At 71.8% G+C, this 14,384-nt stretch carries 15 protein-coding genes; 10 read left to right on the top strand and 5 right to left on the bottom strand.

Annotation, left to right across the window (positions count from 1 at the left end):
* Window positions 1–193 precede the first annotated feature (193 nt).
* Window positions 194–412, top strand: coding sequence for a hypothetical protein (locus tag AB0C25_RS15925; RefSeq protein WP_357254715.1), 219 nt, complete (start codon window positions 194–196; stop codon window positions 410–412).
* Here the strand turns inward: AB0C25_RS15925 and AB0C25_RS15920 are convergent.
* Window positions 379–1,116, bottom strand: a complete 738-nt coding sequence (locus AB0C25_RS15920) for a phosphodiesterase (protein WP_357373689.1) — start codon at window positions 1,114–1,116, stop codon at window positions 379–381. The genes AB0C25_RS15925 and AB0C25_RS15920 overlap by 34 nt on opposite strands.
* Before the next feature lie 100 nt (window positions 1,117–1,216).
* Between AB0C25_RS15920 and AB0C25_RS15915 the strand changes: the two genes are divergently transcribed.
* The 9 genes from AB0C25_RS15915 (at window position 1,217) to AB0C25_RS15875 (ending at window position 10,393) form a co-directional block, all read left to right on the top strand.
* Window positions 1,217–2,506, top strand: a complete 1,290-nt coding sequence (locus tag AB0C25_RS15915) for a pitrilysin family protein (protein ID WP_357373687.1) — start codon at window positions 1,217–1,219, stop codon at window positions 2,504–2,506.
* Complete coding sequence (locus AB0C25_RS15910; RefSeq protein WP_357373685.1) at window positions 2,503–3,840, top strand: pitrilysin family protein; 1,338 nt, start codon at window positions 2,503–2,505, stop codon at window positions 3,838–3,840. Before AB0C25_RS15915 ends, AB0C25_RS15910 begins: the two co-directional genes overlap by 4 nt.
* A 203-nt stretch (window positions 3,841–4,043) precedes the next feature.
* A complete protein-coding gene (locus AB0C25_RS15905) occupies window positions 4,044–5,069 on the top strand; it encodes an aspartate-semialdehyde dehydrogenase (RefSeq protein ID WP_357373683.1) in 1,026 nt (341 codons plus the stop codon).
* Between the two features lie 86 nt (window positions 5,070–5,155).
* A complete protein-coding gene (locus AB0C25_RS15900) occupies window positions 5,156–5,629 on the top strand; it encodes a PPOX class F420-dependent oxidoreductase (RefSeq protein WP_357373681.1) in 474 nt (157 codons plus the stop codon).
* Between the two features lie 117 nt (window positions 5,630–5,746).
* Window positions 5,747–6,436 carry a TMEM175 family protein gene (locus AB0C25_RS15895; protein ID WP_357373679.1) on the top strand — a complete coding sequence of 230 codons (690 nt, stop codon included), beginning with the start codon at window positions 5,747–5,749 and terminating at the stop codon, window positions 6,434–6,436.
* A gap of 72 nt (window positions 6,437–6,508) precedes the next feature.
* Window positions 6,509–6,925, top strand: a complete 417-nt coding sequence (locus AB0C25_RS15890; protein WP_357373677.1) for a CBS domain-containing protein — start codon at window positions 6,509–6,511, stop codon at window positions 6,923–6,925.
* A 196-nt stretch (window positions 6,926–7,121) separates the two neighbouring features.
* Window positions 7,122–7,493 carry an SCP2 sterol-binding domain-containing protein gene (locus AB0C25_RS15885; RefSeq protein ID WP_357254697.1) on the top strand — a complete coding sequence of 124 codons (372 nt, stop codon included), beginning with the start codon at window positions 7,122–7,124 and terminating at the stop codon, window positions 7,491–7,493.
* Window positions 7,493–9,553 carry a glycogen debranching N-terminal domain-containing protein gene (locus tag AB0C25_RS15880; RefSeq protein ID WP_357373675.1) on the top strand — a complete coding sequence of 687 codons (2,061 nt, stop codon included), beginning with the start codon at window positions 7,493–7,495 and terminating at the stop codon, window positions 9,551–9,553. The genes AB0C25_RS15885 and AB0C25_RS15880 overlap by 1 nt, the downstream gene beginning before the upstream one ends.
* A gap of 84 nt (window positions 9,554–9,637) precedes the next feature.
* Window positions 9,638–10,393, top strand: a complete 756-nt coding sequence (locus AB0C25_RS15875; protein ID WP_357254693.1) for a lysophospholipid acyltransferase family protein — start codon at window positions 9,638–9,640, stop codon at window positions 10,391–10,393.
* A 102-nt stretch (window positions 10,394–10,495) separates the two neighbouring features.
* Here the strand turns inward: AB0C25_RS15875 and AB0C25_RS15870 are convergent, their stop codons facing one another.
* The 4 genes from AB0C25_RS15870 to AB0C25_RS15855 form a co-directional block, all read right to left on the bottom strand.
* Window positions 10,496–11,218, bottom strand: a complete 723-nt coding sequence (locus tag AB0C25_RS15870; RefSeq protein WP_357373673.1) for a hypothetical protein — start codon at window positions 11,216–11,218, stop codon at window positions 10,496–10,498.
* Between the two features lie 72 nt (window positions 11,219–11,290).
* The gene (locus tag AB0C25_RS15865) at window positions 11,291–12,004 is read right to left on the bottom strand and encodes a response regulator transcription factor (RefSeq protein ID WP_357373671.1); all 714 of its coding nucleotides are present in this window, start codon (window positions 12,002–12,004) and stop codon (window positions 11,291–11,293) included.
* The gene (locus AB0C25_RS15860; RefSeq protein WP_357373669.1) at window positions 11,977–13,185 is read right to left on the bottom strand and encodes a hypothetical protein; all 1,209 of its coding nucleotides are present in this window, start codon (window positions 13,183–13,185) and stop codon (window positions 11,977–11,979) included. The genes AB0C25_RS15865 and AB0C25_RS15860 overlap by 28 nt, the downstream gene beginning before the upstream one ends.
* Complete coding sequence (locus tag AB0C25_RS15855) at window positions 13,175–14,350, bottom strand: ATP-binding protein (RefSeq protein WP_357373667.1); 1,176 nt, start codon at window positions 14,348–14,350, stop codon at window positions 13,175–13,177. Before AB0C25_RS15855 ends, AB0C25_RS15860 begins: the two co-directional genes overlap by 11 nt.
* Window positions 14,351–14,384: the final 34 nt, after the last annotated feature.

Below are 14,384 nucleotides of genomic sequence, written 5' to 3'. Positions count from 1 at the left end.
CCCAGCCGGCTCGGTCCGTGGTGACGTCAGTTCATGGTGAAGTCACCGGCGTGCCAGCCGGCTGCCTAAACCATCGATAGGAACGCGTCACGGGGGCAAGCGTACCCGACCGGACGGGAACCTCCGGCCCGTCGTCCCAAGATGCGGGGCGGAGACCGCGTGCCGGAGGCGGGGTCGGGGTAACAGGGGAGCCATGACTGACGAGCAGAGCGATCAGGAGCGGGTGGAGTCCCGCGCCCACCACCTCCTGCCCGAGGAGATCGCCGCGGGCAGCGACGATCCGGAGGCGCAGGCCGAGGCCATCCTCGCCGAGTCGGACCTCCGGGAGGCGGACCAGAACGCGGCGCCGGACACGGTGCTGGAACGTCGTACCTCGGATCAGACAGTGGTCGCGGTCGAGCCACCCGACTGAGCGGTGGCCCCACGCGCCCGGCGGGATCCCCGGTAGGTGTGCTCCCGCAGCCAGGCCAGCGGACCTGCCGCCCGCAGTTCGGATGGCAGGTTCCGCACCGGGTCGAACGCGAGCGCGGCGTCCTCCTCGGCGCTGAGCGGGGCACCGATCCCGACCTGCCCCACCGGCCGCCACGGCCCGACGGCGGACGCGACCGCGAGCACCAGGCGCGGTGTGTCCGTCCGGGTCGCGGCGGCCACCGTGTGCAGGCTGCTCCCGAGGTCCACGGAGTCGGGGTCGGCCAGCGTGGCCAGCCAGACCCGGCGCGGTCCCACGCGATAACCCGCGATCGTGCTGTACGTCCCGGTGAAGCGCCGTCGGGGCAGCGGCAGGTTCCGCAACAGGGGGGCCGCGCCGCTGGAGCTGACCAGCAGGTCGAACGGTCGACCGCTGTCACGGTGCAGGCGCAGCGCGACGCCCAGCACGTCCGGCCAGCCGCCGGGCGTGGGGGTTCCCTTGGAGAGCCGGACGGTGGCCCGGTACCGGCCGGGCTCGTCCAGCAGGGCGACCCCGGTGGGTGGTCCGGGCGTACCCCAGATCACCACCTCGCCGGCGAACGAGCGACCGGCCGGATGCAGCAGCCGGCCGTGGCGCAGCCGGCCGAGTGCGGAGCTGGCACGTTCGACGACGGCGGCGGACCGGGACGGGGGCGAGGTGACGGTCATGGCCCTCCGGTACCCCGGAGGGCCGTCTCGATGCCCGGGGCCGGCTCGCCGACCCACCGCACGTCACCTTTCCGCCCGCGAGATCGGATAGCGTCGGGGTATGCCCGACAGCGGTTACCCCTGGCCCATCGAGACGTCCCGACTGGACAACGGCCTACGCGTGGTGGTGAGCGAGGACCGCACCGCGCCCGCCGTGGCCGTCAACCTCTGGTACGACGTCGGTTCCCGACACGAGCCGAGCGGGCAGACCGGCTTCGCCCACCTCTTCGAACACCTGATGTTCGAGGGCTCGGTGAACGTGGCGAAGACCGAGCACATGAAGCTGATCCAGGGCTCCGGTGGCTCGCTCAACGCCACCACCAACCCGGACCGGACCAACTACTTCGAGACGGTCCCGGCCGAGCACCTAGAGTTGGCGCTCTGGCTGGAGGCCGACCGGATGGGCGGCCTGGTCCCCGCGCTCACCCAGGAGACGCTGGACAACCAGCGGGACGTGGTCAAGAACGAGCGCCGGCAGCGGTACGAGAACGTGCCGTACGGCGACGCCTGGCTGCGTCTGCTGCCGCTGCTCTACCCGGCCGGACACCCGTACCACCACGCGACGATCGGCTCGATGGCCGACCTGAACGCCGCCGACCTGGCCACCTTCCAGGCGTTCCATCAGACCTACTACGCCCCCAACAACGCGGTGCTCACCGTGGTCGGCGACGCCACCGCGTCCGACGTGTTCGCGCTCGCCGACAAGTACTTCGGGGCGCTGCCGGCACGCGACGACATCCCGGCCGCCCCGGACGGCCGAAACGTCCCGGCGACCGGGCAGACGGCAGTCGAGTCGGTCAGCGCCGACGTACCGGCGCCGCGGGTCTACCTCGCCCACCGCACCTACCCGTTCGGCAGCCCGGAGTACCACGTGGTCACCGTGCTCGCCACCGTCCTCGGCAGCGGGCGGGGCAGCCGGCTCTACCAGCGACTCGCCGACGGTGAACGGATCGCTCAGCCGGACCTGGTCGGGGCGTACGGGGTGGATCTCGCGCACGCCCCGGCACCGCTGATCGCCACCGCCACCGCCCGCCCCGGGGTGAGCGCCGAGCGACTGGCCGAGGGGTTGGCCGAGGTCGTCGACGAGTTGGCAACCGTGCCGGTCACCGCCGCCGAGCTGGATCGGGCCAAGGCGATGCTCAGCACCGGGTGGTGGCGTCAGCTGTCCACGGTGGATGGTCGCGCGGACCTGCTCGGCCGGTACGCCACGCAGTTCGGTGACCCGGCCCGCGTCGCCGACCAGTTGCCGGGCCTGCTCGCGGTCACCGCCGAGCAGATCGCCGAGGCCGCCGCCAAGGTGCTCGCCACCGACCGGGTGCTGCTGACCTACTTGCCCGAGGAGACCTCATGACGCTGATCGCCGACCGTCCCGGCCCGGGTGCCGCCCGTCCGTACCGGTTCCCGCAGGTGGTTCGCCGTACCGTGGCCGGTGGTCAGGTCGTCGCCGCGCACCTGCCGGGGCAGAACCTCGCCGTGGCCCTGCTGCTGCTCGACGTGGGCGCGGGCCAGGAGCCGGTTGGCAAGGAGGGCCTGTCCGGTGTGCTGGCCAAGGCATTGGAGGAGGGGACGGCGCAGCGGGACGCCGCCGCGTACGCGCTCGCCGTCGAAGGGCTGGGCACCTCGTTGTCGACCGGGCTGGACTGGGACTCGTTCCAGGCCAGCGTGGTGATCCCGGTGGACCGACTCAGCGCCGCCGTGGAGTTGCTGGCGGAAGCGGTCCGGACGCCGAAGCTGGACCCCGCCGACGTGCGCCGGGTCCGGGACGACGAGGCGACCGCGCTGCGGATGGACTGGGCCAATCCCGGCCCCCGCGCCGACGCCGCGCTGCGCGGTGACCTGTTCGGCGCCCAGAACCGGTGGGGCCGGCCGATGTACGGCGACCCGGAGTCGGTCGCCGGCCTGGACGTGGAGGACGTCACCGTCTTCCACTCCGAGTGGTTCCTGCGTCCCGGCACCCTGATCGTCGCCGGCGACCTGGACCGGATCGACCTGGACGCGCTGGCCGCCGCGGCGTTCGCCGGCACCGGTGGTGGGCCGGCCGAGCGGGGTGGCCCGATCGAGGTGCCGCTGCACGCCGGACGGCGGATCATCCTGGTGGACCGGCCCGGCTCGGTGCAGTCCACGCTGCGGCTGGGCCACCCGTCGCCGCACCGGGCGCACCCCGACCACGTGCCGATGACCCTCGCCGGCACGGTCCTGGGCGGGGCGTTCACCTCCCGCCTCAACCACCTGCTGCGCGAGGTGCACGGCTACACCTACGGCGTTCGGGGTGACTTCGCCTCGTCCCGCCGCTTCGGTCGGTTCGGGGTCAGCTCCGGTGTGCAGACCGCGGTCACCGTGCCGGCCCTGATCGAGGCGGTGGGTGAGATCAGCCGTACCCAGGCCGGTGGGGTGACCGAGGACGAGCTGGAAGTGGCCCGGTCCTGGCGGGCCGGGCAGCTCTCGATCGAGTTGCAGAGCCCTCGGGCGATCGCGTCCGCGCTGACCACGCTCGTGGTGCACGACCTGCCGGACGACTACCACGCCCGGCTGCGTGAGTCGCTGCTCGCCGCGGACGTGGACCAGGTCTCCGCCGCGGCGGCCACCCACCTGCACCCGGACGCGCTGACCCTGGTCATCGAAGGCGACGCCGCAGTGATCCGCGACGACCTGACCGCAGCATCCCTGGGCGACCTGCTCCCCTAACCACCCCAGTCCCCCCGCCCGACTGCCCGAGCCCTGCCCACCCCTCGTCGATCATGAGGTTGTAGTGACGCGCCCCGGCGTGTCGCGGCTATAACCTCATGATCGACCAAAGGTGGGTGGGTGGGGTGGGTTCGTGTGATGCGGGACCCGGGGGGTGGGAAAGGGCTCCCGGGTTTGGGGGTGGTCTGGGTAGCCTCGCGGGCATGAGGATCGGCATTGTGGGGGCCACCGGCCAGGTCGGTGGCGTGATGCGGCAGGTGCTGGCGGAACGGAAGTTCCCGGCGGAGCAGGTGCGGTTGTTCGCCTCGGCGCGGTCGGCCGGGCGGACGCTGCCGTGGCGCGACGGCGAGGTGACCGTCGAGGACGCCGCGACCGCGGACTACTCCGGACTGGACATCGTGCTCTTCTCAGCCGGTAAGGGCACGGCACGGGAGCTGGCTCCCCGGGTCGCCGAGGCCGGCGCCGTGGTGATCGACAACTCGTCGGCGTTCCGGATGGACCCGCAGGTGCCGCTGGTGGTCGCCGAGGTCAACCCGCACGCGGCCCTCGACCGCCCGAAGGGCATCATCGCCAACCCCAACTGCACCACGATGGCCGCGATGCCGGTGCTGCGGCCGCTGCACGCCGAGGCTGGTCTGATCGGGCTGGTCGTCTCCACGTACCAGGCGGTCTCCGGCGCAGGGCTGGCCGGCGTCGCCGAGCTGGACGAACAGGTCCGCAAGGTGGCCGAGCACGCCGCCGGGTTGGCCTTCGACGGGTCGGCCGTGGAGTTCCCCGCGCCGCGCTCGTTCAGCCAGCCGATCGCCTTCAACGTCCTCCCACTGGCCGGTTCGATCGTCGACGACGGCTCGTTCGAGACCGACGAGGAGCAGAAGCTCCGCAACGAGAGCCGCAAGATCCTGGAGATCCCCGACCTGAAGGTGTCCGGCACCTGCGTCCGGGTGCCGGTCTTCACCGGGCACTCGCTCCAGATCAACGCCCGGTTCGCCCGGCCGCTCACCCCGCAGCGCGCCCACGAGCTGCTGGCCGACGCGCCCGGGGTGGCACTGACCGACGTTCCGACGCCGTTGCAGGCCGCCGGCCAGGACCCGACGTACGTGGGCCGGATCCGCGCCGACGAGACCGTCGAGTACGGGCTGGCCCTGTTCTGCTCCAACGACAACCTGCGCAAGGGCGCCGCGTTGAACGCGGTGCAACTCGCCGAGCTGGTCGCCGCCGAGCGTCGCTGACCGTCGCCCTCACCCCGAGCCCTCGCCGACGACGGCGGGGGCTCGGTCGCGTCTGAGCGCCGCGCCGGTCGGACGGGCGTGCTTGGATGGGACGAAAACGACCTCTGGAGGAGGAAACCGTGCCGGATGACAGCACCCAGCAGGCGTTGACCGACCTGATCTCCAGCCGTTCCATGGGCGTGCTGGCGACGATCAAGCGGGACGGGCGACCGCAGATGTCCACAGTGGTCTACTCCTTCGACCGGGACGCCGGCCTGATCCGGGTCTCGGTCACCGACGGCCGGGCCAAGACCGCGAACCTGCGTCGGGACCCGCGCGCCAGCTTCCACGTCGGCAGCGCGGACGGCTGGGCGTACGCGGTGGTCGAGGGCCGCGCCGAGCTGACCGCGCCAGCCGCCGAGCCGGGCGACGACACGGTGGAGGAGTTGGTGGCGCTCTACCGGGCGCTCAGTGGCGAGCACCCGGACTGGAACGAGTACCGCCAGGCCATGGTCGACGACGGGCGGCTGGTGTTGCGGCTGCACGTGGAGCGGGTCTACGGGATGCCGCCCCGAGGCTGACGCGCTCGTCGCTGCCGGTCGGCAGGCGCAGGCGAGGCCTGCGGGTGTGCCGCCCGTCGGCGGGTATACCGCGCTGCCGTGCCGAGTCCGCCGGCACCGGAGAGCGGGGAGGAACCGTTGGGCGCCGACACAACGGGCGACGAGGCCCGCCCCGGCGGCCCGTCCCTGCGGCGGGAAACGTCCCGTCTGCTGTCGTTCAGCGACGGTGTCTTCGCCATCATCATCACGCTGCTGGTGCTCGACCTGCAGCCACCCCGGGTCGGACGCGGTCAGCTGCTGGACGCGCTCTTCGAGCAGTGGCCGGCGTACCTCGCCTACGTCACGTCGTACGTGTTCGTGGCGGTCAGTTGGTTGAACCACCGGTCCGCCTTCAACCGGGTGACAAGCAGCGGCAAGGGCCTCCAGTGGTACAACCTCGGGGTGCTGTTCAGCACCGCGCTGTTGCCGTTCGCCACCTCGGTGCTCTCGCAGGCACTGCGGGAGGGGGACCGGGCGGACCAACGGGCCGGCGTGGTCCTCTACGGCCTGGCCGGCGCGTTTCTCTCGCTGACCTGGCTGGCGCTGTACCACTACCTGGCCCGCCGTCGCGATCTGTTGCACGAGGCCGTGTCGGGTTCGTTCTTCCCCAGCGAGCGGTTGCGGGCCGCGGCCGGCGTCCTGGGGTATGCGTTGGCGATCCTCGTCGGATACCTGGTCAACCCGCTGCTCGCACTGCTGGTCTTCCTGCTGCTGCCGATCTTCTTCTCGGTGACCAGCAGCGGCCTGTACGAGTTGCGGCGGCTGCGGCACCCGCACCCGCGCAGATAGACACCGGCGCTGGGCGTTACCCCCTCCCGGGCGGCGGGTAGACGGCCGTGCCGACACCGAGAGGGGAGCACCATGACAACGGTCGGAGAGTTCATGACGACCCGGTTGGTGACGATGGACGGCAACGAGACGCTCATCGCCGCCGCGCAGGAGATGCGCGACAGTGCGATTGGAGACGTGGTGGTGACCGATGGCGACAACGTGGTCGGCATCGTCACGGACCGGGACATCACGGTGCGTGGTGTCGCGGAGAACATGGATCCGGGCTCGACCCACCTGAACCAGATCACCACCCGCGATGTGATCACCGTGAGTCAGTACGACGACGCGGTGGCCGCTGCGGACCTGATGCGCACGTACGCCGTACGCCGGCTTCCGGTGATCGACGACGGGCGCCTGGTCGGTCTGATCTCGATGGGTGACCTCGCGGTGGAGCGCGAACCGCAGTCGGTGCTCGCGGACATCAGCGCCGACGACCCGAACAACTGACCGTCCGCCGCGGACGTGCGCCGGCTCTCCCCTTCCGGGAGGGCCGGCGCTGCGCTGTCGGGACGCCGCCACTCACCCGATCCGGGCGAGATTGGCCGGAGGGCCTTCGGGGACCCGTGCCGGGACGTGCGACGCCGGCCGGCCGCGCGACGGGAGCGCGGCGCGGGAGCCCGGGCAACTGGGAGGAGTGGACTCGATGGTGGACGCGACCACGAGGTTCTTCGAGGACCTGGACCGGCGGGGGTACGAACCCCTGCTGGCGAAGACCTCGGGGACACTGCGTATCGACCTGCACGAGGGGGCGCAGACCCGGCACTGGCTGCTGAGAATCGACCACGGCCGGGTCAACGTGAGCCAGGAGGACCGGGAAGCTGACACCGTCATCGGTGCGAGCCCGATCCTCTTCGACGACATCGCCGCGGGCCGCGAGCACGGCCTCGCCGCACTGTTGCGCGGGGACATGACGGTGACCGGTGACGCCCGGCTGGTGGTGCAGGTGGAGCGGATCTTCCCGAGTTCGCCGGACGCCCGGGGACCCCGTCGACGCTTTGCCGGGGAGGGGTACTGATGGGGCAGTCCAACACGGTCCGGATCCTGGACGGCAACACGTTCGTCGTCTGCCAGGACACCGGCGACATCGAGGCGACTCCGAGCGAGCCGACCGGGCTCTTCTCCATCGACACCCGGTTTCTGTCCACCTGGGTGCTGACCGTCAACGGTGAGCGGCTCAACTCGCTCTCCTACGACGATCTCCAGTACTTCGAGTCCCGGTTCTTCCTCGTCCCGGGGATGGCCACGCACTACATCGACGCGAAGTTGTCGATCATCCGCGAGCGCACGGTGGGCGGCAGTTTCTGCGAGCAGCTCACCATCCTCAACCACGACGAGAAACCTGTCGATCTGGAAGTCCGGATGGACGCGGCGTCGGACTTCGCCGACCTGTTCCAGGTCAAGGACGAGATCCTCAACAAGAAGGGCGAGATCTACACCGAGGTCGAGTCCGACCGGCTCCGGCTGGGCTATCGCCGGGGCAACTTCCGGCGGGAGACCGTCGTCTCCTCGTCGATGTCGGCCCGGTACGACAGCGAGGGTTTCGTGTACACGGTTCATCTGGAACCCAACGAGCAGTGGGAAACCTCGATCGACGTCCAGACGCACGCGGTCGGTCCGGGTGGCCGGGACCTGCGGTTCGGGCTGCGGGTGCACGGCAACGAGCGGCTCGCCCTCGAGCACGACCTGGAGCAGTGGATCGCGGACGCTCCGAAGGTCAACAGTCAGCATGGTCGGGTGGCCAGCACCTACCGGCGCAGCCTGATCGACCTGGCCGCGCTGCGCTTCTCGCCCCTGTCGTTGGGGGGCGCCACCCTGCCGGCCGCCGGCCTGCCCTGGTTCATGACCATGTTCGGTCGGGACAGCATCTTCACCTGCCTGCAGACGCTGCCGTTCACCCCGCAGCTGTCGAAGACGACGCTGCGCATCCTCGCCTCGTTGCAGGGCAGCCGGTTCGACGACTTCCGCGACGAGGACCCGGGGCGCATCCTGCACGAGATGCGGTACGGCGAGACAGCGGCCTTCGAGGAACAACCGCACTCGCCGTACTACGGCTCGGTGGACGCGACGCCGCTGTTCGTCGTGCTGCTCGACGAGTACGAGCGGTGGACCGGGGACGTCGCCCTGGTCAAGGAGTTGGAGCAGGAGGCCCGGGCGGCGCTGCGGTGGATCGACAACTACGCCGACCTGGTCGGCAACGGCTACATCTGGTACGAACGGCGCAACACCGACACCGGCCTGGAGAACCAGTGCTGGAAGGACTCGTGGGACTCCATCTCCTACTCCGACGGCACGCTGCCGCCGTTCCCACGGGCCACCTGCGAGGTGCAGGGGTACGCGTACGACGCGAAGATCCGCGCTGCCCGGATGGCTCGCCAGTTCTGGGATGACCCGGAGTTCGCCGACCAGTTGGAGCGGGAGGCGGCAGCGCTGAAGGAGCGGTTCAACCGGGACTGGTGGGTGGCCGACGGCGAGTTCTACGCCCTGGCCCTGGACCCGGACGGCCGCCAGTGCGACATCCTCAGCTCCAACATCGGCCACCTGTTGTGGAGCGGAATCGTCGATTCCGAGCGGGCGGAGAAGATCGCGCACCACCTGGTGGGGCCGCGGCTCTTCTCCGGTTGGGGTGTGCGGACGCTCGCCGAGGGGGAGGCCCGGTACAACCCCATCGGCTACCACAACGGCACGATCTGGCCGTTCGACAACTCGTTCATCGCCTGGGGCCTGCGCCGGTACGGCTTCGCCGAGGAGGCCGCCACCATCGCCAACGGGATCCTGGACGCGGCCACGTACTTCGACGGCCGGTTGCCGGAGGCGTTCGGCGGCTACCCCCGGGACCTCACCAAGTTCCCGGTGGAGTATCCGACCGCGTGCAGCCCGCAGGCCTGGTCGACCGGCACCCCGTTGCTGCTGCTGCGGACCATGCTCGGTCTGGAGCCGCACGACGGTCACCTGTCGGTCGAGCCACGACTGCCGGTGGGTATGGGCCGCATCGAGGTGCTGGACATCCCGGGTCGCTGGGGTCGGGTGGACGCGTTCGCCCGGGGCCGACTGGACCTGGACAAGCTCGCCGACTGATCGACCAACCCGTCGAGCCGGCGGCGGCGCGCGACCCGCGCCGCCGCCGGTCCGTCACCCAGGCTGGCAGGGTAGATTCTGCGGATGCCGGAGCTCGTGTACCCGCCCGTTATCGCCGCTGCCAAGACGATGTTCCGTCTTCTCGATCTGAAGATCACCATCGAGGGCGCTCACCACGTGCCCCGTACCGGCGGGGCGGTGCTGGCCGGCAACCACATCAGCTACCTCGACTTCATCTTCGCCGGTCTGGGCGCGAACGCGTCGGGTCGGCTGGTGCGGTTCATGGCCAAGAAGTCGGTCTTCTCGCACCGGATCTCCGGCCCGTTGATGCGCGGGATGCGGCACATCTCGGTGGACCGGGAGGCCGGCGCGGCCTCGTTCCGCACCGCCGTCGCCGCCCTCAAGCGCGGCGAGATCGTCGGCGTCTTCCCGGAGGCGACGATCAGCCAGTCGTTCACCGTCAAGGAGTTGAAGAGCGGCACGGTCCGGATGGCCCGCTCGGCGAAGGTCCCGGTGTTGCCGGTCGCGCTGTGGGGGACCCAGCGGCTCTGGACCAAGGGCCGCCCGCGCACCCTCACCCGCCGGCACACGCCGATCACCATCCTGATCGGCGAGCCGATCAACCCGGCGGACTTCCCGGACCCGAACCTGTTGGCCACCGAGCTGAACACCAGGCTCAGCGCGCTCGTCGAACGGGCCCAGCGGGAATACCCGGACGCGCCGGCCGGCCCGGACGACACCTGGTGGCTGCCCGCGCACCTGGGCGGCAGCGCTCCCACGCCGGAGGAGGCCGCCGCCCTGGACGCGGCCGAGGAGCAGCAACGGGCGTCAAGCGTCTGACGTCACGGTGCCGGGTGGTTCCGCACCCGGGCGTGCCGAGGTCTGCCGGTGCGGACGCCGTCGTCCGGTCACCGTGGGCAGCCGCCGCGTGGGCCGTCGGCGTCACCGATGCCCGGATGCCGCGCCGCCCGCGAACCCGCCCCACGGCGCCGGCTCCGGCCCCGAGCGGTAGTAGTCGTCTCGGGAGTGGAACTCCACCGGCAGCGAACCGGGCAGCGTGATCCGGGTGTCCCCGGCGAGCAGGCTGGGGCCGGCGCGCAGCAGCAGCACGTCGCGTTCCTGGGCCGAGAGGTCGACCAGTTGGGGGCGGGTGAGCCGGAACTCGGCCACCGCCCGGCGGACCTGCTGGGCCAGCGCCGCCACCGCGGCGGACGGTCCACCCAGGGCCAGTGCCGGTTGCTGAATGGTGCGCAACGCGTCGCAGACGACCAACAACTGCGTCGGCGCGTCCCGATCGGCGGTAAGCATCTCCAACCGGGACGGCCACTGCCAGCGGATCTGCCCGCTCATCAGGCCGTTGAGCCGGGCGGGTGGCCGTGCCCGGGGCGTGTCGTCGACGACCAGCGCCAGCTGCGCGCCGCTGCCCACCCAGCAGACCCGCTGGTCGGTGACGGTCACCGAGACCGGCGCGGGTAGTTGCCAGCGACGCCGTGCCTCGCTCGGCCCGAGCAGGTAGCCCGCGACCAGCAGTTGGTGCCGCCCGAGCACCCGCTCACCGGGCTCGGGCCGCAGGTTGTAGCGGCGGTCCAGGGTCGGCCCCACGTCGTCGTCCGGAGCGTCGAACCGGTGGGGACCGATGAAGAAGGGGGACGTGTCGGCGTGCATCGTCACGACCTTCCGGTCAGCTGGCTTGTGAATGAAGCCTGTCGGATCGGAGGGCCGCTGTCATGACGCCTGTTAGGGGGTCGTCCGGTCGTGCGTCGCGTGTGACCGGTAGATGCCGATCTCCTCCGGGCGAACGAGTCCGTCCTCGATCGCGCGGGCGAGTAATGCCGCCTTTGTGGCGGCTGGCCGCCCCGCCCGGGTGTACTTGATCCGCGCTCGGTCGACGTACTGCTTCACGGTGTGCTCGCTGATCTGCATCCGGCGGGCCACCGACGCCTTCGACATCGACTGGAACCAGAGCAGCAGCGCCTCACGCTCCTTGTCGGACAGCATCGGCCGGTCCGGTCGTGGGTCGCCGACCATCGCCCCGGCCAGCGCGGGCGGCACGTACGGGCGGTCACTCGCGGCGGCCAGCACGGTCGCCACACAGTGCTCCCGGCCCTCGTGCTTGGCCAGGAACGCCACCGCCCCGGCGTCCAGCGCGGCGAGCATGGTCGGCGGGTCGGTGTGCTCCGAGTAGACCACCACCCGCCTCCCGGTGGCGCTCAGCTCGGCCAGCTTGTCCAGGGCCATCCGCCCGTGCAGCCGCAGGTCGAGCAGGACGACGTCGGCGTCCGGTGCCGTCCGCAGCACCTCGTCCGGGTCGTCCCCGGTGGCCAGTACGGTCAGCCGCGGCTCGGCGGCGAGCCAGGCACGGACCCCCTCGACCACGACCGGATGATCGTCGACGATCGCCACCCCGATCGGCCGGTCACCGCTCACCGTCGCCACTGGGTCTGCGCCCATCTGATGCTTCCGTCCCGTTCGTAGAGGTGCTCCACCTGCCCGTCGTCGTGCTCCCCCGGGGGTGGGCCGGTGGCGTCGGGACCCTCCCGGTCCGGTGTGACCAGGCTGACCACCACCTCGTCCGGGCCGGAGACCACTGTCAGTCGGGCCCAGTGCCGGGCGTCGGCGAGGACGCCGGTGAGCGGGTCGGCCAGCCGACGGCGAATCTCCACCGGCAGCGGCGGTGGGGTGCCGATGGTGACCAGGTCGATCGGTAGGCCGTTGCGTTCGGCGAGGTCGGCGGCCGCTCGCAACTCGTGCAGCAGCGGGTCGGGCACGTCGTCGGACTCGGCGATCAGTCGGCGCAGCCGGGCGGCGGCCAACACGCAGCGGCGCTGCACCTCCGGGTCGTCCGGGTCGGCCTGGCCGGCGGCCAACTCCCCGAGCACACGCCCGGCAGCCGAGCTGACCAGGGCGAGCCGGTCCCGGCGTTCCCGAAGGCCGCGCTCGGCGGCATCGCGTTCCGCCGCCATCGCGTGGGCGGCAGCGGAGACGGCGGCCCGCTCGCGAGCCAAGCTCACGATTGTCGCGCTGCCCACGAACACCGCCACCGGGAGGGAGAACGTGCCGTAGACGTACATCACGTAGCGGGCCACGTCCGTCGGGTCGGGGCCGTGCCCGAGCACCGCGAGCAGCGCGATGATCGCGTGTGTGCTCAGCAGCGCGACCAGCCCCACCACCCGCCGACCCCACACCGCAAGCACGAAGAACCAGCCGAGCGTGCCCCACACCCAGTTGGCGGCGGTGAACAACTGCTCCTCGCCGACCGCGGCGAAGACGGCCACGTCCACGGCCAGCAGCAGCCCGGCCAGCAGCCCAGGCGGCAGCGGCGAGCCGCGCAGCAGTCGTACCCCGGCCACCGCGCCGGCCACCGCGACCAGCGCCCAGCCGCCGAGCACCACCGTCGGCGCGGTGAACTCCGCTCGGGCGGCCAACACCGCCGGCAGCCCGATCGCGACGTGCCAGGCCAGTGCGATGGCCACGGCGACGATCCGGGCGCCCCGGTCGGACGCGTGCGCCACCGCGGCCGGCGCGGCGAGCCCCGCCGTGGACGCCGGCTCCCGGGGGACGGGCACGCCGATCCGCTCCGGTGTCTCCATCGCGACGGTGTGCGGCGCCGCGGCGCCGAGATCAGCCGACACCGGGCCACTCCAGTCGGATTCGGGTGCCGGCTCCGGGTGCCGATCGCACGCCGGCCCGCCCGCCGACCGTTGCCATCCGGCCGTGGATGGACTCGCGCAGCCCGTACCGGTGGGGTGGGACGGTGGCCGGGTCGAAGCCGGGGCCGTCGTCGGCGACCTCGACCACGACGCCGACCGCGTGCCTGCTCAGTCGCAGCGTGACCCGCGCGCCCGGCGCGTGACGGACCACGTTGGACAGCGCCGCGTAGGTGCTCTCGCCGATCGCGTCGGCCACCCCGGCGGGCACCGCGCACGGCGTCAGGTCCAGCTGTGCCGACAGCTCGGGCAGTCGGCCCGCCACCGCCCGCATCCGACCGTCGAGCGGCACCGGGCCGTCGCCGGCCACCGGGCCGACGTCGGTGAGCGCGACGAGGGTACGCAGGTCGGCGTCGCACCGGTCGCGAAACGTGGCCGAGGACCCGGTCACCGCACCGAGTCCCACCATGGTGAGGGTGCCGAGCACCGTGTCGTGCAGGTCGCGGTTCTGCTGGCGTTCGGCGTCCCGGGCGGCCCGCGCGACAAGTGCCTGCCGGGTCAGCCGCTGATGCTCGACGAACGCACGGTCGGCGCGACCGATGCGTCGGCGCATCACCGCCGCCATCATCGCCGTGCAGGCGGTCTGTACCAGCAGGGTGGTCGCGTGTGCCCGTGCCTCGGTGGCATTGCCGGCGGCCTGCGCGCCCGTCGCGTAGGTGACGGTGACGAGCAGCCCCGCCGGAATCGACAAGCGCGCCGGGGCGGTGGCCTGTGCGTTGATCACCGTGGTGCTGGCCAGCACGGCGATCCAACTGCCCTCGCCGGGCAGCACCCCGGGTGCGACCAGCACGGGGATGAGGAGACAGGCCAGCGCGGTGATCGTGACGTCAGCGGCGACCAGGCTCGGGGTGATTCCCTTGCGCATCGCGCGGTACGCGTACCAGATCGACCAGCCGGTCAGCGCTGCCACACCGGGCAGCAGCACGGCGAGCTCGACCGACGGGGCCGGCACCGACAGGGCCACCGCCCCACCGATCACACCGCAGGTCAGACGCAGTATCGCCGGGATGGTGGTGAAGATGAGGACGAGCGCACCACCGGCGGGATTGTCCAGCGTGGGCGGCACGGTGGGAGCGGCAACGGCCGGCATCGGGAGGTGTCCTTCCGACAACGACCCGGTAGGG

Origin of the sequence: Micromonospora sp. NPDC048839 (genome assembly GCF_040649915.1) — a bacterium.
In the GTDB taxonomy this organism is placed as follows: domain Bacteria; phylum Actinomycetota; class Actinomycetes; order Mycobacteriales; family Micromonosporaceae; genus Micromonospora.
The sequence above is the reverse complement of the archived record's forward strand: the minus strand, read 5'-3'. Positions and strand labels throughout refer to the sequence as shown.

Excerpts from the sequence above, each read along its gene's own strand:
- AB0C25_RS15925 (WP_357254715.1), top strand. The coding sequence starts at position 194 with ATGACTGACGAGCAGAGCGATCAGGAGCGGGTGGAGTCCCGCGCCCAC.
- AB0C25_RS15920 (WP_357373689.1), bottom strand. The coding sequence starts at position 1,116 with ATGACCGTCACCTCGCCCCCGTCCCGGTCCGCCGCCGTCGTCGAACGT.
- AB0C25_RS15915 (WP_357373687.1), top strand. The coding sequence starts at position 1,217 with ATGCCCGACAGCGGTTACCCCTGGCCCATCGAGACGTCCCGACTGGAC.
- AB0C25_RS15910 (WP_357373685.1), top strand. The coding sequence starts at position 2,503 with ATGACGCTGATCGCCGACCGTCCCGGCCCGGGTGCCGCCCGTCCGTAC.
- AB0C25_RS15905 (WP_357373683.1), top strand. The coding sequence starts at position 4,044 with ATGAGGATCGGCATTGTGGGGGCCACCGGCCAGGTCGGTGGCGTGATG.
- AB0C25_RS15900 (WP_357373681.1), top strand. The coding sequence starts at position 5,156 with ATGGGACGAAAACGACCTCTGGAGGAGGAAACCGTGCCGGATGACAGC.
- AB0C25_RS15890 (WP_357373677.1), top strand. The coding sequence starts at position 6,509 with ATGACAACGGTCGGAGAGTTCATGACGACCCGGTTGGTGACGATGGAC.
- AB0C25_RS15885 (WP_357254697.1), top strand. The coding sequence starts at position 7,122 with ATGGTGGACGCGACCACGAGGTTCTTCGAGGACCTGGACCGGCGGGGG.
- AB0C25_RS15880 (WP_357373675.1), top strand. The coding sequence starts at position 7,493 with ATGGGGCAGTCCAACACGGTCCGGATCCTGGACGGCAACACGTTCGTC.
- AB0C25_RS15875 (WP_357254693.1), top strand. The coding sequence starts at position 9,638 with ATGCCGGAGCTCGTGTACCCGCCCGTTATCGCCGCTGCCAAGACGATG.
- AB0C25_RS15870 (WP_357373673.1), bottom strand. The coding sequence starts at position 11,218 with ATGCACGCCGACACGTCCCCCTTCTTCATCGGTCCCCACCGGTTCGAC.
- AB0C25_RS15865 (WP_357373671.1), bottom strand. The coding sequence starts at position 12,004 with ATGGGCGCAGACCCAGTGGCGACGGTGAGCGGTGACCGGCCGATCGGG.
- AB0C25_RS15855 (WP_357373667.1), bottom strand. The coding sequence starts at position 14,350 with ATGCCGGCCGTTGCCGCTCCCACCGTGCCGCCCACGCTGGACAATCCC.